This is a genomic window from Mesorhizobium xinjiangense, from assembly GCF_009749525.1.
GTDB classification, from domain to species: domain Bacteria; phylum Pseudomonadota; class Alphaproteobacteria; order Rhizobiales; family Rhizobiaceae; genus Mangrovimarina; species Mangrovimarina xinjiangensis.
On record NZ_WOAC01000007.1, the window covers coordinates 24,609 to 42,980 of the forward strand.

Annotated in this window: 15 protein-coding genes; 5 read left to right on the top strand and 10 right to left on the bottom strand. The window is 63.7% G+C overall.

The features are described from left to right. Window positions 1-26 precede the first annotated feature (26 nt). The 4 genes from soxG to GM909_RS09440 are packed head-to-tail and all read right to left on the bottom strand — an operon-like array spanning window position 27 to window position 5,210. Window positions 27-614, bottom strand: a complete 588-nt coding sequence (gene soxG, locus GM909_RS09425; protein ID WP_157016132.1) for a sarcosine oxidase subunit gamma family protein — start codon at window positions 612-614, stop codon at window positions 27-29. Continuing rightward, complete coding sequence (locus GM909_RS09430; RefSeq protein ID WP_157016133.1) at window positions 607-3,615, bottom strand: sarcosine oxidase subunit alpha family protein; 3,009 nt, start codon at window positions 3,613-3,615, stop codon at window positions 607-609. The genes soxG and GM909_RS09430 overlap by 8 nt, the downstream gene beginning before the upstream one ends. Continuing rightward, on the bottom strand, window positions 3,612-3,935 hold the full coding sequence (locus GM909_RS09435; protein WP_157016134.1) for a sarcosine oxidase subunit delta: 324 nt from the start codon (window positions 3,933-3,935) through the stop codon (window positions 3,612-3,614). The genes GM909_RS09430 and GM909_RS09435 overlap by 4 nt, the downstream gene beginning before the upstream one ends. A gap of 15 nt (window positions 3,936-3,950) precedes the next feature. After that, window positions 3,951-5,210, bottom strand: a complete 1,260-nt coding sequence (locus GM909_RS09440) for a sarcosine oxidase subunit beta family protein (RefSeq protein WP_157016135.1) — start codon at window positions 5,208-5,210, stop codon at window positions 3,951-3,953. Window positions 5,211-5,402: 192 nt separating this feature from the next. Between GM909_RS09440 and GM909_RS09445 the strand changes: the two genes are divergently transcribed. The 4 genes from GM909_RS09445 to GM909_RS09460 all read left to right on the top strand — a co-directional run bounded on the left by GM909_RS09445 (window position 5,403) and on the right by GM909_RS09460 (window position 12,059). Continuing rightward, on the top strand, window positions 5,403-7,862 hold the full coding sequence (locus GM909_RS09445) for a mechanosensitive ion channel family protein (RefSeq protein WP_235911785.1): 2,460 nt from the start codon (window positions 5,403-5,405) through the stop codon (window positions 7,860-7,862). A 157-nt stretch (window positions 7,863-8,019) separates the two neighbouring features. Next, a complete protein-coding gene (locus tag GM909_RS09450; protein WP_157016136.1) occupies window positions 8,020-8,283 on the top strand; it encodes a hypothetical protein in 264 nt (87 codons plus the stop codon). Between the two features lie 285 nt (window positions 8,284-8,568). Continuing rightward, entirely contained in the window at window positions 8,569-11,082 is a 2,514-nt protein-coding gene (locus tag GM909_RS09455; protein WP_157016137.1) for a GcvT family protein, read from the top strand. 113 nt (window positions 11,083-11,195) lie between these two features. Beyond that, on the top strand, window positions 11,196-12,059 hold the full coding sequence (locus GM909_RS09460) for a DUF1194 domain-containing protein (protein WP_235911787.1): 864 nt from the start codon (window positions 11,196-11,198) through the stop codon (window positions 12,057-12,059). A gap of 46 nt (window positions 12,060-12,105) precedes the next feature. Here GM909_RS09460 and GM909_RS09465 read toward each other — a convergent pair whose 3' ends face one another. The 4 genes from GM909_RS09465 to GM909_RS09475 all read right to left on the bottom strand — a co-directional run bounded on the left by GM909_RS09465 (window position 12,106) and on the right by GM909_RS09475 (window position 14,156). Continuing rightward, on the bottom strand, window positions 12,106-13,044 hold the full coding sequence (locus GM909_RS09465; protein WP_407941274.1) for a GlxA family transcriptional regulator: 939 nt from the start codon (window positions 13,042-13,044) through the stop codon (window positions 12,106-12,108). A gap of 307 nt (window positions 13,045-13,351) precedes the next feature. Beyond that, window positions 13,352-13,492: a hypothetical protein gene (locus tag GM909_RS25730; protein ID WP_198174188.1), complete on the bottom strand. Its 141-nt coding sequence runs from the start codon at window positions 13,490-13,492 to the stop codon at window positions 13,352-13,354. Window positions 13,493-13,705: 213 nt separating this feature from the next. Beyond that, on the bottom strand, window positions 13,706-13,864 hold the full coding sequence (locus GM909_RS09470; protein WP_157016139.1) for a hypothetical protein: 159 nt from the start codon (window positions 13,862-13,864) through the stop codon (window positions 13,706-13,708). 109 nt (window positions 13,865-13,973) lie between these two features. Further along, on the bottom strand, window positions 13,974-14,156 hold the full coding sequence (locus GM909_RS09475; protein WP_157016140.1) for a hypothetical protein: 183 nt from the start codon (window positions 14,154-14,156) through the stop codon (window positions 13,974-13,976). A 233-nt stretch (window positions 14,157-14,389) separates the two neighbouring features. Between GM909_RS09475 and GM909_RS09480 the strand changes: the two genes are divergently transcribed. Continuing rightward, a complete protein-coding gene (locus GM909_RS09480; protein WP_157016141.1) occupies window positions 14,390-15,286 on the top strand; it encodes a LysR substrate-binding domain-containing protein in 897 nt (298 codons plus the stop codon). Here the strand turns inward: GM909_RS09480 and GM909_RS09485 are convergent. Both GM909_RS09485 and GM909_RS09490 read right to left on the bottom strand, forming a co-directional pair. Continuing rightward, a complete protein-coding gene (locus GM909_RS09485; protein WP_157016142.1) occupies window positions 15,264-16,208 on the bottom strand; it encodes an alpha/beta hydrolase in 945 nt (314 codons plus the stop codon). The two genes, GM909_RS09480 and GM909_RS09485, sit on opposite strands and share 23 nt — an antisense overlap. Window positions 16,209-16,296: 88 nt before the next feature. Next, complete coding sequence (locus GM909_RS09490; protein ID WP_157016143.1) at window positions 16,297-18,360, bottom strand: ASKHA domain-containing protein; 2,064 nt, start codon at window positions 18,358-18,360, stop codon at window positions 16,297-16,299. Window positions 18,361-18,372: the final 12 nt, after the last annotated feature.

The following is an 18,372-nucleotide window of genomic DNA, read 5'->3' on the forward strand; positions in this document are numbered from 1 at the left end:
CCGCCCGGGATCGACGATCGACGGGCCTATTTCACCTGATAACCCACATCCTCTGAGGCATGGCAAAGGGATTTCCAGAAGCTACGGGCGAAAGAGCGGAAGACGTAGAGGTCGAATTGCGTCTCGCCCGTGCGCTGGATGTGGGCAAAGATGTCGTGATGCGCGGTCGAGCAACCGTTTGCGACGGGAAAGGCGGTGAGCGCGAAGTCGATGGCGAAGAGTTTTGCCAGCACCCATTGCGCGCTCGTTCCGGCGACTCGGATCGCCGTGCGCCCATGCGAGAGATCGGTGAGCGTGCCGGTGTCGGCCTGGACGGCGGATGAGAGCGTATCCGCCAGCCCTTCGGCCTGATCGACGAGGAGAAAGCGGCCCGGCGCGATCCCGAAGGCGGCCCTGGCGCCGTTGATAACGCCTGCGCCGGCACCGTCCGGCAGGGCGAGCCCGGTGGCGTCCTTGAGCGCTGCAATCAATGTCTTTTCTTCGCCGGCAAATGCGGCCGCCTGGACGATCGAGCCCGGCTGCGTCTGCGACAGGGTCACACCCGCGCCGTTCGCCACATGTCCGTAATGTCCCGGCTTCCAATCCGTTTCCAGCGGCGAGAGGGGTTCAACCATGCATGCGGCTCCCTTCGGGATCGAAAAAGTGGTGGCTGACGATCTCGACCGGTCCGAAACGCCTGCGCAGGGGATCGGAAATATAGGCGCGGCTGCCGTGGCGCGCCTTGCCCCGCCTGACGAGGGCCAGCGCGATATACTTGCCGAGGGCGGGCGAATAGCACACTGCCGTGACATGACCGATCGAATCGCGAATGGCGTGCGGGTCGTTGTGTTCGACGATATGCGCGCCGCCGCCGAGCGGCTGGTTGTCGAGCGAGACAAGACCGACCAGGCGCGCGCGCTCCTCGCTGACGAGACCTTCGCGGTCCATCATCATGGAGCCGATAAAGGGCTTCTTCTTCGACAGCATCCAGTCGAGATAGAGATCGCGCGCCGTCGTCCGGCCATCGATCTCGGCGCCGGTGACATGGCCCTTTTCGATGCGCAGCGCGCCGAGCGCCTCGAGGCCATAGGGGACGATGTCGAATGGTTTGCCGGCTTCGATCAATGTCTCCCAGACATGCCGGCCGAAACCGGCACGGCAATAGACCTCGTAGGCGCGCTCGCCGGAGAAGGAGAGGCGGCAGATCATCACCGCAACGCCGGCGATCTCGCCATGAACGATGCCCATGAAGGGCAAGGTCTCATTGTCGAGCGCGGTACCGCTGACACAGGCGGCAAGCACGTCGCGCGACTTCGGTCCGGCCACGGCCGCGCCCGCCCATTCGTCGGTGACGGAGGTGAGCGTCACCTTCAGATCCGGCCAGACGATATCGAGGAAATATTCCAGATGCTGCATGACATTGCCGGCATTGGCCGTCGTGGTCGTCATCAGGAAGTCGTTTTCGCCGAGCCGCCATGTCGTACCGTCATCGAGCGCCAGCCCGTCCTCGCGCAGCATCAGGCCGTAACGCGCCTTGCCGACCGGCAGGGTGGAGAACATGTTGGTGTATACCCGGTCGAGGAATGCGGCCGCGTCCGGCCCCTGAACCGCGATCTTGCCGAGCGTGGAGACGTCGACGATGCCGACCGATCGGCGCACCGCTGCCGCCTCGCGCACATAGGCCTGCTCCACGGTTTCGCCGGCCTTGCCGTAGATCTGCGGGCGATACCACAGGCCGGCAGAATACATGGTCGCGCCGTTCTCGACATGCCAGTCATGCATCGGCGACAGCCGGTCGGGCTTGAGTTCACCGTAACGTTCGGCGGCAAGCGCGCCGAGCGATACGGGCGTGAAGGGCGGGCGAAAGCGCGTGGTGCCTGCCTCGGGAATGGAAATGCCGCGCGCCTCGGCCATGATGGCGAGGCCTGGAATATTGGATGTCTTGCCCTGGTCTGTCGCCATGCCGAGCGTCGTATAGCGCTTCAGATGCTCGACGGACAGAAAGCCCTCGCGGTGGGCCAGACGAACGTCATCGGCCGTCACGTCGTTCTGGAAATCGACAAAGGCCTTGCCGCCCTTTCCGTCGGGCGAAGCGACCTCGTAGACGGGCGCCGGCGTCGGGTCGACCGGTAGGGATTCGACCTTCGGAAGAGCCGGTTTGCGGGCCTTGGCCCCGCCGGCCGCGGCCTGGCCGGCTGCATGCCCGTCGGCGAGCGCTTCGGCAGTCGAGAAATGACCCAGAAAGGCGCCGGCTCCGGTCCATTTCTGCGTCGGTTCAGGCGGAAGAAAGGCTTGCAGCGCGTCGTCCCAGATGGGCGCGGTGCCGGCCTGGCTGGCCAGGTGGATGACCGGCGACCAGCCGCCGGAAACGACCAGGCAATCGGCCTGAATCTCGCGCACCGCCTCGCCGAACCGGCCGGTCTGGTAATCGAAGGTGCGGGCCAGAAGCCCGGAAAGACTGCGCCCGCCTTTGGTCGCGACGACGGCGTGGGCGGTAAGAACTTCGGCGTCGGCCTCGTTTGCAAGCCCCGCGGCCGTCTCCGAAACGTTCGGGCGCGTGTCGATTATGGCGGAGATCGCCGCGCCCTGCCGCTGCAGCGCTCGGGCCGCCGCGTAGGCGCTGTCATTGTTGGTGAAGATGGCGACGCGCGCCCCCGGCAATACGCCGAATTCCCCGGCGTAGCGGGCGGCCGCGCTTGCCAGCATGACGCCGGGACGGTCGTTGCCGGGAAAGACGATGGGCCGCTCGAGCGCGCCGGTCGCCAGCACGACGTGGCGCGCGCGGATGGTCCAGTGGCGATGCCGCGGCTCGCCGTTTTCCGGGACGCGCTTGTGGTCGGCAACGCGCTCGAGCGCGGCAAGTGTGTTGCCGTCATAATAGCCCCAGACCGTCGTGCGCGGCAGCAGCCGCACATTGTCCGTCTCCGCCAATGCTTCGGCGGTGCGCGCTGCCCATTGCGACGCATCCTCACCGTCGATCGTCTCGTTCGACCAGTTCGCCGAGCCGCCGAGGACGGGATCGGTCTCGGCGAGGATCACGCGGGCGCCCTTTGCCGCGGCCGTCTTTGCCGCCATCAGGCCGGCCGGTCCGGCGCCGACGACGAGCACGTCGCAAAAGGCGTTCATGCGCTCATAGCGCACCCTGTCGGTCGCGTAGCCGGCGCGGCCGAGGCCCGCGGCACGGCGGATGAAGGGTTCGCATAGCATCCACAACCGCGTGCCCTTGAGCGGCCCGATGGCGGGGCCCATGAACGTCTTGTAGTAGAAGCCTGCCGAAAACAGCGGGCCGGCAAGCTGGTTGATGGCGCCGAGATCATAGTCGAGCGAAGGAAAGCGGTTCTGGCTCTCGGCGACCAGCCCGTCATGGATCTCGATCATGGTGGCGGGAATGTTGGCTTCGCGCACATCGCCGCGCAGGATTGTCACCAGCGCATTCGGCTCGTCAAAGCCGGCCGAAACGAGACCGCGCGGACGATGATACTTGAAGGAGCGGCCGAGCAGCGTGAGGCCGCAGGCCAGGAGCGCGGAGGCCAGCGTGTCGCCGGCAAAGCCGGTATAGGCCTTGCCGTCAAAATGAAAGCGCACCGATCGCGTGCGGTCGATGCGGCCGCCGCCTGCTGTGCGTCGCGCGCTCACGTGCGGTCTTCCTGCCGCCGGCGCGCCGGGCGTTTCTTCTGTTGCCGCCTGGCAGAAGCCTTCTTCTGCCCGCGCGCCAGGCTGACGCTGGCGATCTCATGGGTCAGCGTGGAACGCATCACGAGGATGTGGCTGCGGCATCCGCCGGAATGCTGCCAGTATTCTGGGTGATCACCGGCCGTGTTGACGCGCTCATAGACATAGGCGTTCCACGCCGCCTGGTCGGTGGAGGTGTCGGCCGGGCGTGTGCGGTTCGCATCGCCTCGATAGGTGAATTCGGAAAGATCGCGCGGTCCGCAATAGGGGCAGTTAATCAACATGCTTGATGGCAATCTCTAATGTAGTTGCGGCGTTGCGCCCTGACCCTTCTCGTCGGTCAGGATGCCGCGTTGGAAACGGTCGAGTGTGAATGGCGCGTTGAGGGGGTGTGGCTCGTCCTTGGCGATCGTCCAGGCAAAGCACCAGCCCGATGCAGGTGTTGCCTTGAAGCCGCCATAGCACCAGCCGGTGTTGAGATACATGCCGGGCAGGGGCCCGGTGGTGATGATCGGCGAGCCATCCATGGACATGTCCATGACGCCGCCCCAGGAGCGCAGCAGGCGCACCCGCGCCAGCCCGGGAAACAGGGCGACCATCTCGCTCATCACCTCTTCCACCACCGGCAGGTTGCCGCGTTGGGCATAGGAATTGTAGCCGTCGAGGTTGCCGCCGAAGACCAGTCCGCCCTTGTCGGACTGCGACATGTAGAGATGGCCGCCGCCAAAGGTGACAACCGTGTCGACGAAGGGTTTCAGCGCTTCGGATACAAAAGCCTGCAGCACATGGCTTTCGATCGGCAGTCGCTCGATGCCGGCCAGCTTCATCACGCGACCGGTCGAGCCGGCCACGGCGACGGCGACTTTCTTGGCGGCAATCTCGCCGCGCGTTGTCGTCACACCGGTGATGCGCTCGCCGTCGCGGACAAAACCGGTCACCTCGCAATTCTCGATGATGTCGACGCCGCGCCGGTCGGCGGCGCGGGCAAATCCCCAGGCCACCGCGTCGTGGCGCGCGGTGCCGGCGCGCGGCTGCAGGAGACCGCCGACAACGGGGAAGCGGGCCGAGCCGGAGAGGTCGAGGCCAGGAACCTTGCGCGCGATCGCGTCGCGGTTGAGCCACACGGCGTCTCCGCCGTCGTGGCGCATGGCGTTGCCGCGCCGGATGAAGTCGTCGGCCTGGCCGGGAGAATGGGCGAGGTTCAGCACGCCGCGCTGCGAAAACATCACATTGTAGTTGAGGTCCTGTGCCAGGTCCTCCCACAGCTTGACCGAGAAATCGTAGAAGCGGATCGATTCGCCAAGCAGGTAGTTGGATCGAACGATGGTGGTGTTGCGGCCGATATTGCCCGAACCCAGCCAGCCCTTCTCGAGCACGGCGACGTTGGTGATTCCATGCTCCTTGGCCAGATAATGGGCTGTGGCGAGTCCGTGCCCGCCGCCGCCAACGATCACCACGTCGTAGGAAGGCTTTGGCTCTGGCTTGCGCCAGGCCGGCCGCCAATCCCGGTTTCCCGACCAGGCATGCTTTAGGAGCGACAGTGCCGAATATTCCGCCATGAATCTCCGTCCGTACCGGATGATGCGAGACTATAGAACGGCGTTGGTGCCGAAAGCCAGAAATCCGCCATGGCTTATCGGCCCTCCGACGTTGAAGCCAGAGCCCGATGCCGACAAGCGATGACTTGCCGCAGGCGATCGGCCACTTTATGCATTGCTTTCGATCCAATGGCGCCCGGAATGCGGATACCGATGCCGAACATGCGCTTGCAGCCATTCTTCACATTGTTGTTCGTGGTATTATGCTTCGTGGCCGCGCTCGACAGGAGTTTCGCGCAGGCTATCGGCGTCGACCCGGCGCAAATCTATGAAGAGCAAAAGCCCGTCGTCGAAAGCTATGTTCGTGAAGCGAACGAGCTGGCGCGCAGGGTGGAGCTCAATTCCGACAATGACGCGCTGCTTGTCCAGTACCGCGGCCAACTGGAGACCTTGGCAGGCCAGGTGCTCGAGAGTGCCGTCGCCTTCCGGCCGCGGCTTCAGGAAATCAATACGCGCCTCGAGCAACTCGGGTCGCCACCGGGCGACGGCATGCCGCCGGAGCCCGAGGCGATCAGCGACGAGCGCGTCCAGTTGAGCAATGAAAAGGCGCAGATCAATGCGTTGATCGGCGAGGCGGAAAGCCTGTCCCTTCGCGTCAACCGCATGATCGAACAGATCAACGAGCTTCGCCGCGATCTGTTCGCCGCGACGCTGTGGCGGCGCTATGACATCTCTGCCGCAGTCAGCCCGCAAGTGGTGGACGATCTTTCCAAGGAAGTGGAGAGCCTATATCGGCGCAGCTCGTCATGGCTGCGTTTCGTTGTTAACTTCAGACTGCAATCGTTGCTTTGGGCAACCTTTTTCTCCCTGGCGGCGGCCGGTGTCATCTTCGTCGGCGGCAGGCGGCTGTTCGGTCATCTGATCAGCAGGGACGTCAGCGCAGAAAGCCCGAGCTACTTGTCGCGGCTTTCGGTGGCATTCTGGTCGACTTTGCTGCCGACATTCGCGCTGTCGGTATTTTTTGGCCTGACCTATGGGCTCTACAAGCATTTCAACATCCTGCGCGAGGACATGGGGCAACTGCTTGCCGGTTTCTTCCAGGTCACGCTGATCGTCTTTTTCGTTTCGAGGCTGGCATGGGCGGCCCTTTCGCCTCGGCTGGAGACCTGGAGACTTGCGCCGATCGACACGTCGACGGCGACCAAACTCTACTGGCTGGCATGCCTCACCGCCGTGACGACGGGCCTCGACTATTTTCTCAACGTCGTCAACGAAGTGCTTGGCTCACCGCTATCTCTCACCGTCGTCAAGAGCCTCGTGGCGACGGTCATCGTGGGCGTCCTGCTGATCCTGATCGGACTGGTGCGGCCGCGCCAAACGGTCGAGGCGGGCGAGGGGGAGGAGAGCCCCAGGTTCACCCTGCTCAACTACATATTCCTTGGGCTCGGCGTCATCACCATCATCTCCGCCGTCCTCGGCTATCTCGGCCTTGCGCGGTTCCTCTCGCAGCAGATCGTCGTTACCGGCGCCATCATCGCCACGATGTATATCGGATTTCAATCGGCCGGCGCCTTGTCGGCGGAAGATACGTTCGTCAACACGTCGCTCGGGCGCTATCTGCAACGTACATTTCGCCTCGAGGACACGACCCTCGACCAGCTCAGCGTGGTCGCAAGCATCCTCATCTACATCCTGATCGGCGTCATCGGCCTGCCGCTCATCATCCTGCAATGGGGCTTCCAGTGGGCCGACATATCCGGTTGGGCCTATCGCTTTTTCAGCGGCATCACGATCGGCTCGATGACCTTTTCGCTGATCGGCATCCTGACGGGCATCTTCGTCTTCGTCGTCGGCTATTTCCTGACTCGCGGGTTCCAGGGCTGGCTAGACGGTTCGGTCATGGCGCGCGGCAAGGTCGATCCCGGCGTGCGCAATTCGATCAAGACGGCGGTCGGATATGCGGGCATAGCCCTGGCGGCGATCGTCGGCATTTCCGCCGCCGGAATCGACCTGTCGAGCCTGGCACTGGTGGCCGGCGCGCTTTCGCTGGGCGTCGGTTTCGGGTTGCAGAACATTGTCTCCAACTTCGTGTCGGGCCTGATCCTTCTCGCCGAGCGGCCGTTCCAGGCCGGCGACTGGATCGAAGCCGGCGCCGTCACCGGGACCGTCAAGCGGATCAATGTGCGTGCGACGGAGATCGAGACGTTCCAGCGCCAGACGGTCATCCTGCCCAATTCGGAACTGATCAATGCGGCGGTCGGCAACTGGACCCATCGCAACAAGCTCGGGCGCATCGAGATCAAGATTGGCGTGGCCTATGGAAGCGACGTGCGCAAGGTGCACGATATTCTCATGGAACTGGCGCAAAACCATCCGCTTGTCCTGAAGAACCCCGAACCCTTCGTGTTTTTCGCCGATTTCGGCGCATCGTCGCTCGACTTCGAGCTGCGATTCTATCTTTCCGACGTGCTCAACGGCCTTTCCGTACAAACCGACATCCGTTTCGCGATCGTCGATGCATTCGCGCGGGAAGGCATAGAAATCCCGTTCCCGCAGCAGGATATTCATATCCGCTCCGATACGACCAAATCGGCGTTGCAGCCGATCGATGCAGTAGAAACGGAGATCGGGACGAAGCGACGACGCCGGCCGGATCCTGATGGCACGGCCTGATCCCGGCCTGGCCGTTCACGTGGCGTTCAGGTCGGATTGCCTATAGACTGATGCGATCGATTTGAAGTCCGTCCGAATTCGAGGCGCGGACGGGAGTGAATGGGCCGTTCTTGGCCGTGCAGCAATTGGGGGCGGTGGCGACACCGGGAAACGAGGTATGAACAGGATCGTCTTGGTGCTGGTTTCACTGCTTGCCCTGAATGGGGCGGCATTCGCCGCCCGTGCCATCAACAACGACTCCGAACCGCGCACGCTGATCGTGAGCGAGGGGGGATCGCGCACCGAGCTGCCCATCGCGGCCGGCGAAACCGTCGAGTTCTGTCCTTCGGGCTGCTTCGTCACCATGCCAAATGGTGACCGCGAGGCGCTGACGGGCAAGGAGACGATCGAGATTTCCAACGGCAAAGCCCGGATTCGCTGACGTCACGGCCTGCGTGACGATGGGCTGACGCCCGCATATCCGACCGATCGCTTCTCGGCGCTGCCACCCACAATCAATGTCTGCGCCACAGATCTGCTTCCACGGTGAGCCGCTGCTCACCGCAGGACGGCGGCACCGTCGGCCAAGGCGTCGCGCGCGATTTTGGCGATGTCGCAATCAGGCCGAATGCAGCCCCGGTCGCAGGCCTATTGTCCGCGGGAGTGAGGCACTGGAAGGCGACGGGCAAGACCGGTCGCAGCCGGATTTTCGGGGAGTTTCGCGGCCATGAAGAGCCAAGCGCGCGCGGTCGTCATCGGGGGCGGCGTCGTCGGCGTCTCGACGCTTTATCATCTGGCGAGAAAGGGTTGGTCGGACGTTGTTCTCCTGGAGCGCAAGGAGCTGACATCAGGCTCCACCTGGCATGCCGCCGGGCTCTTGCCGCTGTTCAACGTCAGCTATTCGGTCGGCCAGATCCACAAATATTCCGTCAAGTTCTATCAGGAGCTGCAGGAGGAGACCGGCATGAATGTCGGTTTCACCCAATGCTCCAACATCCGCCTGGCGCGCACGAAAGATCGCTGGGACGAGTTCCTGTATTATGCTGGCATTGCCGAGACGATCGGCGTCCGGGTCAATATTCTCAGTCCGCAGCAGGTCAAGGAGATCTGGCCGCTTTGCGAAACCGACGGCCTTCTGGGCGCCATCCAGCACCCGGACGACGGCTATATCCAGCCCGCCGACCTGACGCAGGCCCTGGCCAAGGGCGCGCGCGACCGCGGCGCCGTGATCCATCGCAACACCACTGTGTCGGCCATCGAGGCGCTGCCTGACGGACGCTGGCTGATCAGGACCGACAAGGGGGAGATCGAGACCGAGCACGTCGTTTCGGCAACCGGCAATTTCGCACGCCGGACGGGCCGTATGGTGGGGCTCGACGTGCCCGTGATCCCGGTCGAGCACCAGTATATCGTCACCGAACCGCACCCTGCCATCGTGGAACGCAAGAAGCAGGGCCTGCCGGAGATGGGCGTGCTGCGCGAAGCCGATTCGTCCTGGTACATGCGCGAGGAGAATGGCGGCCTGCTGCTTGGCCCCTACGAAAAGGGCGCGCCGTGCTGCTATGTCGACGGGCCTTCCGACGACAGTGAATACGAGCTTTTCCAGGAAGATCTGGAACGGTTGATGCCGCACATCGAAACCGCGATCGCGCGCGTGCCGGCATTCGGCGAAGCCGGCATCAAGAAGGTCTATAACGGCGCCATCGCCTATACGCCGGACGGCTCGCCGATCGTCGGGCCGGCGCCGGGACTGAAGAATTTCTGGCTCAACGAGGGCCATTCCTTCGGTGTGACGGCTGCCGGCGGCGCTGGTTGGCAACTGGCCGAATGGATCGTCGAGGGCGAGCCGACCATCGACATGATGGGCGTCGACCCGCGCCGCTTCGGATCATATGCAAGCGAAGGCTATCTCATCGAGAAGAACGAGGAAGCCTACGCCAACGTCTTCACCATGCATTATCCGGACGAGGAGCGCGCCGCGGCGCGGCCGCTGAGGACGACGCCATGCTACGACCGCATGAAGCGGCTCGGCGCGGTCTTCGGCTCCGTCTATGGGTGGGAGCGGCCCAACTGGTTCGCGCCCGAAGGCTACGAGATCCCCGCCGACGAACTCGGCGTCGGCGCCGATGTCATCACCGGCCACAATCATGCAGCGCCGCTCGACGATGGACGCATCGTGGAAAAGTGGTCGTTCCGCCGCTCGAACTATTTTGAGCATGTCGGCAACGAGGTGAGGAACGTTCATGAACGGGCGGGGCTGCTCGACATGTCGGCCTTTGCCAAATGCTGGGTCGCAGGCCCGGGCGCGGAGGCATGGCTCGATTCCATCTTCGCCAACCGCATCCCCAAAAAGGTTGGCCGCATCGCGCTTTGTCATCTGCTGACCAAGGATGGCGGGGTGCGCAGTGAGTTCACCGTCTACCGGCAGCCGACCGGCTTCTATCTCGTCTCGGCCGGCGGCTTCGAGGCGCACGACCACGATGTCCTGGCGAAGCTGATGCCGGCGGACGGCAGCGTGCGCATGTTCCCGGTCACCACCCAATGGGGCGTGCTCGTGCTGGCCGGGCCGAAGAGCCGCGACATCCTGCAGAAACTGACACGCACCAGTCTCGCCAATGCGGATTTTCCGTGGCTGTCGGGACAGCGCATTTCCATCGGCGCGGCCACGGCGCATGCCCTGCGGGTGAATTTCGTCGGCGAACTCGGTTGGGAACTGCACCATCCGATCGAGCAGCAGAACGCAATCTTCGACCAGATCATGCAGGCGGGGGCGGAGTATGGCATCAAGCCCTTCGGCATCCGCGCCATGACGGCGATGGCGATCGAGAAGAGCTATCGGCTGATCCCGCGCGAACTGTCGATCGAATACTCGGCCTGGGAAAGCGGGCTCGACCGTTTCGTGCGGCCCGAAAAGGGCGATTTCCTCGGCCGCGACGCCTTGCTGCGCCTGCGCGAGGCCGGGCCGAAATGGACCTATGTCACGCTGGAGGTGGAGGGCATCACCGATGCCGACGCGCGTGGCAACGAGGCGATCTATCGCGACGGCGCGCTGGTGGGGCGTGCCACGCATGGCGGCTATGGCTGGCGGGTGGGCAAAAGCCTGGCGCTCGCCATGGTGCGGCCCGAACATACTGGTGCCGACACGGAGCTTGAGATCAGGATACTCGGCAAGCTGCACAAGGCGCGCGTGATTCCGGAAAGCCCTTTCGATCCCGACAACCACGCCTTGCGAGCCGGATAAGCGGCAGGGCGGCGAACAACCAGTGGCGCAGATGTTTCGGCCGATCTCGCAATTGTGAAGGTTTGGACCGACCTTGCGCTTTGCAACAGGCCGTTATCGCCTATCATCGGCACATGTGGTCGAGAACTGGTCTGATTGCAGCATTGATGCTCGGCACGTTGGCTGCCACGTGTCCGGCGACACTCTTTGCTCAGACCGGCGAGGAACTTGAGGTCGATGAGGTCGTCGACGTCGAGCTCGTGCTTGCCGTCGACGTGTCGCTCTCCATGTCCTTCGACGAGCTTGAGATCCAGCGTCACGGCTACGCCGCAGCGCTAGAGAACGATCGGGTCATTCAGGCGATCCTCGATGGGGTGCACGGCAAGATCGCGGTGACCTATGTCGAATGGGCCGGCAACGCCACGCAACGCGTCGTCGTGCCCTGGACGCGCATTGCCTCGTCCGATGAAGCCAGGGCTTTCGCCTCGAGGCTGACGGCCATTCCGCCGAGCCGGGCTCGGCGCACGTCAATATCCGGCGCCCTCCGGTTCTCCGCCACGCTGTTCGATGACAACGGCTACCGCGGCCTGAAGCGCGTCATCGATGTGTCGGGCGACGGGCCGAACAATCAGGGCCCGCCGGTGCATCTGACGCGTGACGATGTTGTCGCCAAGGGCATAACGGTCAACGGTTTGCCCCTGATGACGAATGACGGGCTGACGACGGCTTTCGACGTCGAGGACCTCGACATCTACTATAGCGCTTGCGTCATCGGAGGTCAGGGTGCCTTCATGGTTCCGGTCAATGAATGGTCGCATTTTCCGGATGCCGTTCGGCGCAAGCTTGTGTTGGAGCTGGCAGGACCCATTCCTGCGCCTGCGCCCGAAGCTCAGGAACGGCGGCCGGTCCATCTAGCCGCGGCGCATGTCGAGGGCTACGATTGCCTGATCGGCGAGCGCATGTGGCGCAACCGCTCGCTCCTTTGGGATGACAACTGACAGGCTTGCGTCGCGATGTGCGCGCTCTGCGCCGGGTCCCGACGGCTCAGGCCACCAGCAACTGCTTGCGGTCGTTGCGTTCCTGCTGTGGTGAGCGGGCATAAAGCTCGCGATAGCACTTGGAAAAATGCGACGCGGAGACGAAGCCGCAAGCCACTGCCACGTCGACCACCGGCAGGGACGATTGGACAAGCAGGTGGCGGGCCCGGTCGAGCCTGATTTCCAGATAGTAGCGGGCCGGTGAGCGACCCATCTCCTGGCGGAACAGCCGCTCGATCTGGCGACGCGACAGGCCGACCCTGTCGGCGATCTCGATCAGCGAGAGGGGTTCGGCAAGATTGGCCTCCATCAGCTCGATGATGGAAAGCACCTTCGAATTCTGCACGCCAAGCCGGGCCCGCAGTGGCAGGCGCTGGCGGTCGGTCGGACTGCGCACGCGGTCCGTCAGCATCTGCTCGCAGATGCGGTTCACCAGATTGTCGTCGAAATCGTCACCAATGAGCTTGAGCACCATGTCGAGCGCCGCGGTGCCGCCGGCGCAGGTGTATATGTTCTGGTCGATCTCGAACAGGTCGGCATAAACATCGACCTTGGGAAACTTTTCGGCAAAGCCCGGCAGATTCTCCCAGTGGATCGCGCAGCGCTTGTTCGACAGGAGACCGGCGGCGGCCAGCAGATAGGCGCCCGTACACAGGCCGCCGATCGCCACGCCACGATTATATTCCTCGCGCAGCCACGCAAAGACGGTCTTGTTCGTGTATTTTTCGACATCGATGCCGCCGCACACAACGACCATAGTCGGGCGTTCCGGCCCTGCGAGCTTGCGGCGCTCGATCTCCAGAGATGTTTCGACCCCGCACTCGACGCCATTGGAGGCGCGGACAGGAGTTCCGTCCAGGCTGGCCAGCCGCCAACTATAGGCCTCATAGCCCAGCATGCGATTGGCCGAACGCAGCGGTTCCAGCGCTGTCGCGAATGCGACCATCGTGAAATCAGGAACGAGGTAGAAGACGATCGACCTCTTGAGAGATGATTTAGCGTTCACGATGCCCTCGCGCGAAAGGACCGCGGACAGGCTCCCAGAATCCTGCCGCCAATGATCAAATCTGGTCCTCAAGACCCTGCTATGTCAATGCTATACATATGTTTCGGCAAAGAAAATTTGTGCCCGTTGCGGTGCATTGGCTGATAGTATGCCGATGGTTGCTTACGCCGGGCCCGGCAGACGAAAAAACCCGGCAGCGGGCGCTGCCGGGTTTGCGGGTTCCAAGGGTGATCCGTGCGCCCCCGGATCAGCTCACGACATAACCGAGACGCGACGCGGCCAAGGCGCCGGTCTGGCCCGGCATCGTCCTGCTGAGGCGCTGACGCTCCAGGGCGGTGGTCAGGTTGGTGCTGGGGCGGATTGCGAGAAAACGTGCAAAAAGTCTCATTGCGCTGCTCCATGAAAATGGCCGGTTACACGGGTCCGCCTTCACGCATTTCGACCGAGGCGCCTCGTTTCGCCGTCAGAGATAGAATGTCCGCATGTGCACCGCGCCGGAAAATGCGAAGCGGAGCATGGGAAATGCGACATTCCTCGATGGCGTGTCTGGCGCATGGCATCGGTCTCATTGCGCCCAAGCGATCCCAGTTGCGCATGCGGTTCAACGGCGCCGCATCGCCGACCCGGCCGCGGTTTGCGGGAATGGCGCCGCCGGCGCACCATTGTCCCGATAACGCGGATCGGGACGCCCGGTGCGTGCGTGATCCATGATGGCGTCGAACTCGATGGCGAAGTTCCTGAGAGATTCAAACAGCCGCATTGTCCTTGCTCCTGCTTTGCGGTGCTGCGCTGGCGAACCGCAGCGACTGATTCGGGTAGGGAAAGAGGACGGATCAGCCGCTGCGGATGCTGGTGAGATGCGGCACGGTCTATCTGCCGTACCATTCCGGATTGCGCACAATTTCCCGCGCACGCCGGTCCCAGGTGTCCGGCCAACCGATATCCTTGCGGATGTCGGCGGGCAGGGTGCCGATGATGCGCTCGGTGCGGGCGCGGCTGCGACGTTCGCGAACGGCAACGGCCAGATGGCTGATGGTGCTGAGGATAGACATTGCTTTCTCCTTCCAATGCCCGAGCGACGACTGATCGTCATCTCCCAATATGCTGCCGGACTGTGGCAGCGTTTTTTCCGTTCAGCAGCGGTTTGATGGCATTTCTGTTTCGCAATCATGTCAGCAATGCCATGCCATCGCGAGCGGAACGCCTTGACTATGGGGATCGTTTGAAGTTCAATCAAACGAAAAGCAATTATGCTTTGGTTCAGGGAAATTGAAAGAGGCTACCGATGAATGCTCCCGTGAATCACCCCTTGCCGTTGCTCGAGCTGGATGTTCTGCGCACCTTCGTGGCGATCGCCGAAACCGGTTCCTTCACGCTGGCCGCCACGGCGGTGTTCCGCACGCCCTCGGCCGTGTCGATGCAGATCAAGAAGCTGGAGGAGATGTTGGGGCGCGCCGTGTTCACGCGCGACGCGCGTTCGGTCAAGCTGACCAATGACGGTGAACTGCTGCTCGGCTTTGCGCGTCGTCTGCTGGCGATCAACCGCGAGGCGGTTTCCAAATTCGTCATGCCCGATATCCGCGGCGTGGTGCGGCTCGGCTCGCCGGACGATTATGGCGAACGGGTGCTGCCGACGATCCTGAAGCGTTTCGCCCAGACGCATCCGGCGATCGCCGTCGACGTCACTGTCGATCAATCCATCAATCTGAAGCGGCGTCTGTCCGAGCGCCAGCTCGATCTCACCCTGTTTACCAGTGGCTGCAACCTGCCGGGCGAGGCGGAGGTGCTGCTGACGGAGCCGATCGTGTGGGCCGGCGCGCTCGGTGGGACGGCGCATTTGCGCGATCCGCTGCCCGTCTCGGTGTGGGAAGATGGATGCGTGTGGCGGGCCAACGCGCTGGAGGCGCTGGGCAATGTGGGCCGCAACTATCGCGTTGCCTATATGAGCGCCCATACGGCAGGGCAGAGGGCGGCGATCCTGTCCGATCTCGCTGTCGCGCCGCTGCCCAAATCGTTCATCGGCAACGACATCGTGGCGCTCGGCGAAAAAGACGGCATGCCGGAGCTTGCCGACTACAATCTGGCCATGATGGTTGCGCCCGACGCCGCCGCTCCGGTATGCGCGGCGGCCGACCACATTCGCGCGACATTCGAGAATTTCAAGCAGACGGGACGCTTTTGAGCTGTCTGCCGGAGGCTGCCGGCGCGGCGTCGCCGGCTTGCAGCCAGGCGACGATGCGGTCCCTGGCCATCCGGGTCTCCGGCATTTCGATCAGCGGCCAGACATGAATCATGCCCTTGCCGGTCACCAGTTCGATTTCAACGCCGGCCCGACGCGCCTTCTCCACGAATAAAAGCGTGTCGGGATAGAGCAGGTCGCGTGTGCCGGAAAGGATGATCGTGGGCGGCAGAACGGACAGGTCGCCGTGGATCGGGCTGATCTGCCAGTCGGCCACGTCGATGCCGGCGCAATAGAGGCGAACGGCCTCCAATCCGCCTGGAATGCCCAGCCAGGGGTCGGTGAGCGCGGCCGCCCGTGTCTCAGGGTTGGTCACTGTCATGTCGGTCCCTGGCGAGATCAGCACATGGCGCGCGGGCAGGGGCATGCCGGCCTCCGCCGCCGTCATCGTCACGACCAGTGCCATATTGCCGCCGGCGGAATCACCCATGAAGACGATATCGCGGGACGGGGTCGCTTCGAGCATCGCGCGATAGGTGCTCATGACCATGGCGAGCATGGCATGGAAATCGTGCTCCGGCGCCAGGGGATAGATCGGTACCGTTACCTTGCAGGCCAGCCTCGTCGCCATTTCGGCAACCAGGCCCCAGTGATAGGCAGTCATCTGGAAGCAATAGGCCCCGCCATGCAGGTAAAGCAACCGGCGCGTCCCGACCGGCGCGCGGGGCGAGACGTCGTAGACCGGAAAGCCGTCGATCGCAGTCTCCTCGATATCCAGCATCGTGGCGATGGCGCGCGGCGGGCGATGGTCTTCGAGCCTGCGCGCGGCCGCGACGCGGTCGCGGAAGGCCTCGGCGCTGCGAAACGCCTTCTTGCGCGTGTGCTTCAGGACGAGGGCGACGAGATGGCTCTTGATGCTCGGCATTGCGTCTTCCGCTGCAAGCATCGGTGTCCGATGCTCTGGCCGGCAGTGAAGGTCGGATGCGCGGCGCGGTCAAGCCGGGCCCCGGTCTTCAAGCGCGGTTTCGCCGCGCCATGCGCTCCTCGCGCGACCGCCGCCGCGGCGCCGCCAAGCCGTCGGCCGTTTCCGTCGTCTTGCGTGCCGGCAGATCGACAACTTCGGACAGCTTGGGAAAGGCGTCGACCTTGTTGGGAATGGCCATTGCGTCGACGAAATGTTGTTGGAACTTGGATTCGAGAGCCGTTTCGATCTTGTTGATGCGCCGTACGGTGCGCTCGATCTCGCGGCGATGATCGCGGTTCAGGAGCGCCATGAGGGCACCGGTGCCGGCGGCGTTGCCTACCGCCTTGACTTCATTGAGGTCGCAATCGGGGATGAGGCCGAGGACCATGGCGTATTTCGGGTCGATGTAGGAGCCGAAGGCGCCGGCAAAACAGATCGTGTCGACATGGTCGACGCCCTGCTTTTCCATCAAGAGCTTGATGCCGGCATAGAGCGCTGCCTTGGCGAGCTGGATGGCGCGCACGTCGTTCTGGGTGACCAGAATGCGCTGAGCACCGTCGTGCAACAGGTAGGAGTAGGTCCGCCCGGTCTGCTCGATGCGCGGGCTTCTGGTTGCTAGCGTGCCATCGATCACCCCGTCCTCCGAGACAATGCCGGCCAGGTACATCTGCGCCACCACCTCGATGATGGCCGAGCCGCAAATGCCCGTAATGCCGAGCTTGTCGGCCTCCTCGGCAAAGCCTTCCTCGTCCGACCATCTTTCGGAGCCGATGATCTTGAAGCGCGGTTCCAGCGTGACGGGGTCGATGCGCACGCGCTCGATGGCGCCGGGAGCGGCACGCTGGCCGGAGGATATCTCGGCGCCCTCGAATGCCGGCCCGGTTGGCGAGGAAGCGGCGACCACGCGCTCGCTGTTGCCCAGCACGATCTCGGCATTGGTGCCGACATCGACGAGCAGCATCATGCGGTCCTGGCGGTGCGGACCCTCGGAAAGCGTGGCGCCGGCGGCGTCGGCGCCGACATGGCCGGCGATGCAGGGCAGGACATAGACACGCGCGCCGTAATTGATCTTCAGTCCGATTTCGCTGGCCCAGCTGTGGACCGCGCCCGATACGGCCAGAGCGAAGGGGGCCTGGCCGAGCTCGGTCGGGTCGATGCCGAGGAAGAGGTGATGCATGATCGGATTGCCGACAAAGACGGCGTCGAGGATGTCGTCGGGATCGACGCCGCTTTCCTCGCAGACACGCCGTGCAAGATCGCTGATGGCGTCGCGCACGGCCTTCGTCATGGCCCCGCGACCTTCCGGATGCAGCATCACATATGAGACCCGGCTCATGAGATCTTCGCCGAAGCGGATCTGGGGATTGGCGGCGCCGGACGTCGCCACGACGCGGCCGGAAAGCAACGATACCAGATGCATGGCGATCGTCGTTGAACCAATGTCGCAGGCAATGCCATAGGCTTCGTTGTGCAGGCCAGGCCACAGGTCGATGATGGTTGGCCGGGCCGTTTCCATGTCCTGGTGGATCGCCGCGGTCACGCCCCAGTTGCCCTTGCGCAAGATGCCCTGGACCTTGCTCAGGAGATGCTGCTCGACAAGCAGGTCCTGCCAGCCCCAATCCTTTTCCAGCATCGCCTTGAGCCGGTCGAGGTCGCCGAGCGGCTTGTGCATGTCAGGCTGGTCCACCTCCACATAGCAAAGCTGCACCGCCGGGTCGCGCTCGATCAGCCGGTCGACCGCGGCCTTGCGGACGATCTGCGCATTGACCACCGAATCCTGCGGCACGTCGATGACCAGATCGCCCTCGATTGTCGCGGCACAGGAAAGCCGCCGGCCTTCCAGCACTCGACGCTTTTCCGCGCAGCGCATCTCTTTCGGCCCGATCGGAGACACGTGGTCGCTGGAGGAGACGATCTTATGCTTGGCGAACGCGCCTTCCTGCACGACGACCTGGCAACGCCCGCAGGTGGCGCGGCCGCCGCACACGCTTTCCACATAGACGCCGAGTTCGCGCGCGGCGTCGAGGATCGGCGTGCCCCTGGGAAAGCGCCCGCGCTTGCCCGACGGCATGAACAGCACCAGCGGGTCGGTGAGGTCGGGAGGGCGGTTCATCTCGTCTTCCGC

What these genes read in the sequence shown, in the direction of transcription:
- soxG (WP_157016132.1), bottom strand. Translation starts at nt 614, where the DNA reads ATGGTTGAACCCCTCTCGCCGCTGGAAACGGATTGGAAGCCGGGACAT.
- GM909_RS09435 (WP_157016134.1), bottom strand. Translation starts at nt 3,935, where the DNA reads ATGTTGATTAACTGCCCCTATTGCGGACCGCGCGATCTTTCCGAATTC.
- GM909_RS09440 (WP_157016135.1), bottom strand. Translation starts at nt 5,210, where the DNA reads ATGGCGGAATATTCGGCACTGTCGCTCCTAAAGCATGCCTGGTCGGGA.
- GM909_RS09445 (WP_235911785.1), top strand. Translation starts at nt 5,403, where the DNA reads ATGCCGAACATGCGCTTGCAGCCATTCTTCACATTGTTGTTCGTGGTA.
- GM909_RS09450 (WP_157016136.1), top strand. Translation starts at nt 8,020, where the DNA reads ATGAACAGGATCGTCTTGGTGCTGGTTTCACTGCTTGCCCTGAATGGG.
- GM909_RS09455 (WP_157016137.1), top strand. Translation starts at nt 8,569, where the DNA reads ATGAAGAGCCAAGCGCGCGCGGTCGTCATCGGGGGCGGCGTCGTCGGC.
- GM909_RS09460 (WP_235911787.1), top strand. Translation starts at nt 11,196, where the DNA reads ATGTGGTCGAGAACTGGTCTGATTGCAGCATTGATGCTCGGCACGTTG.
- GM909_RS09465 (WP_407941274.1), bottom strand. Translation starts at nt 13,044, where the DNA reads ATGGTCGCATTCGCGACAGCGCTGGAACCGCTGCGTTCGGCCAATCGC.
- GM909_RS25730 (WP_198174188.1), bottom strand. Translation starts at nt 13,492, where the DNA reads ATGAGACTTTTTGCACGTTTTCTCGCAATCCGCCCCAGCACCAACCTG.
- GM909_RS09470 (WP_157016139.1), bottom strand. Translation starts at nt 13,864, where the DNA reads ATGCGGCTGTTTGAATCTCTCAGGAACTTCGCCATCGAGTTCGACGCC.
- GM909_RS09475 (WP_157016140.1), bottom strand. Translation starts at nt 14,156, where the DNA reads ATGTCTATCCTCAGCACCATCAGCCATCTGGCCGTTGCCGTTCGCGAA.
- GM909_RS09480 (WP_157016141.1), top strand. Translation starts at nt 14,390, where the DNA reads ATGAATGCTCCCGTGAATCACCCCTTGCCGTTGCTCGAGCTGGATGTT.
- GM909_RS09485 (WP_157016142.1), bottom strand. Translation starts at nt 16,208, where the DNA reads ATGCCGAGCATCAAGAGCCATCTCGTCGCCCTCGTCCTGAAGCACACG.
- GM909_RS09490 (WP_157016143.1), bottom strand. Translation starts at nt 18,360, where the DNA reads ATGAACCGCCCTCCCGACCTCACCGACCCGCTGGTGCTGTTCATGCCG.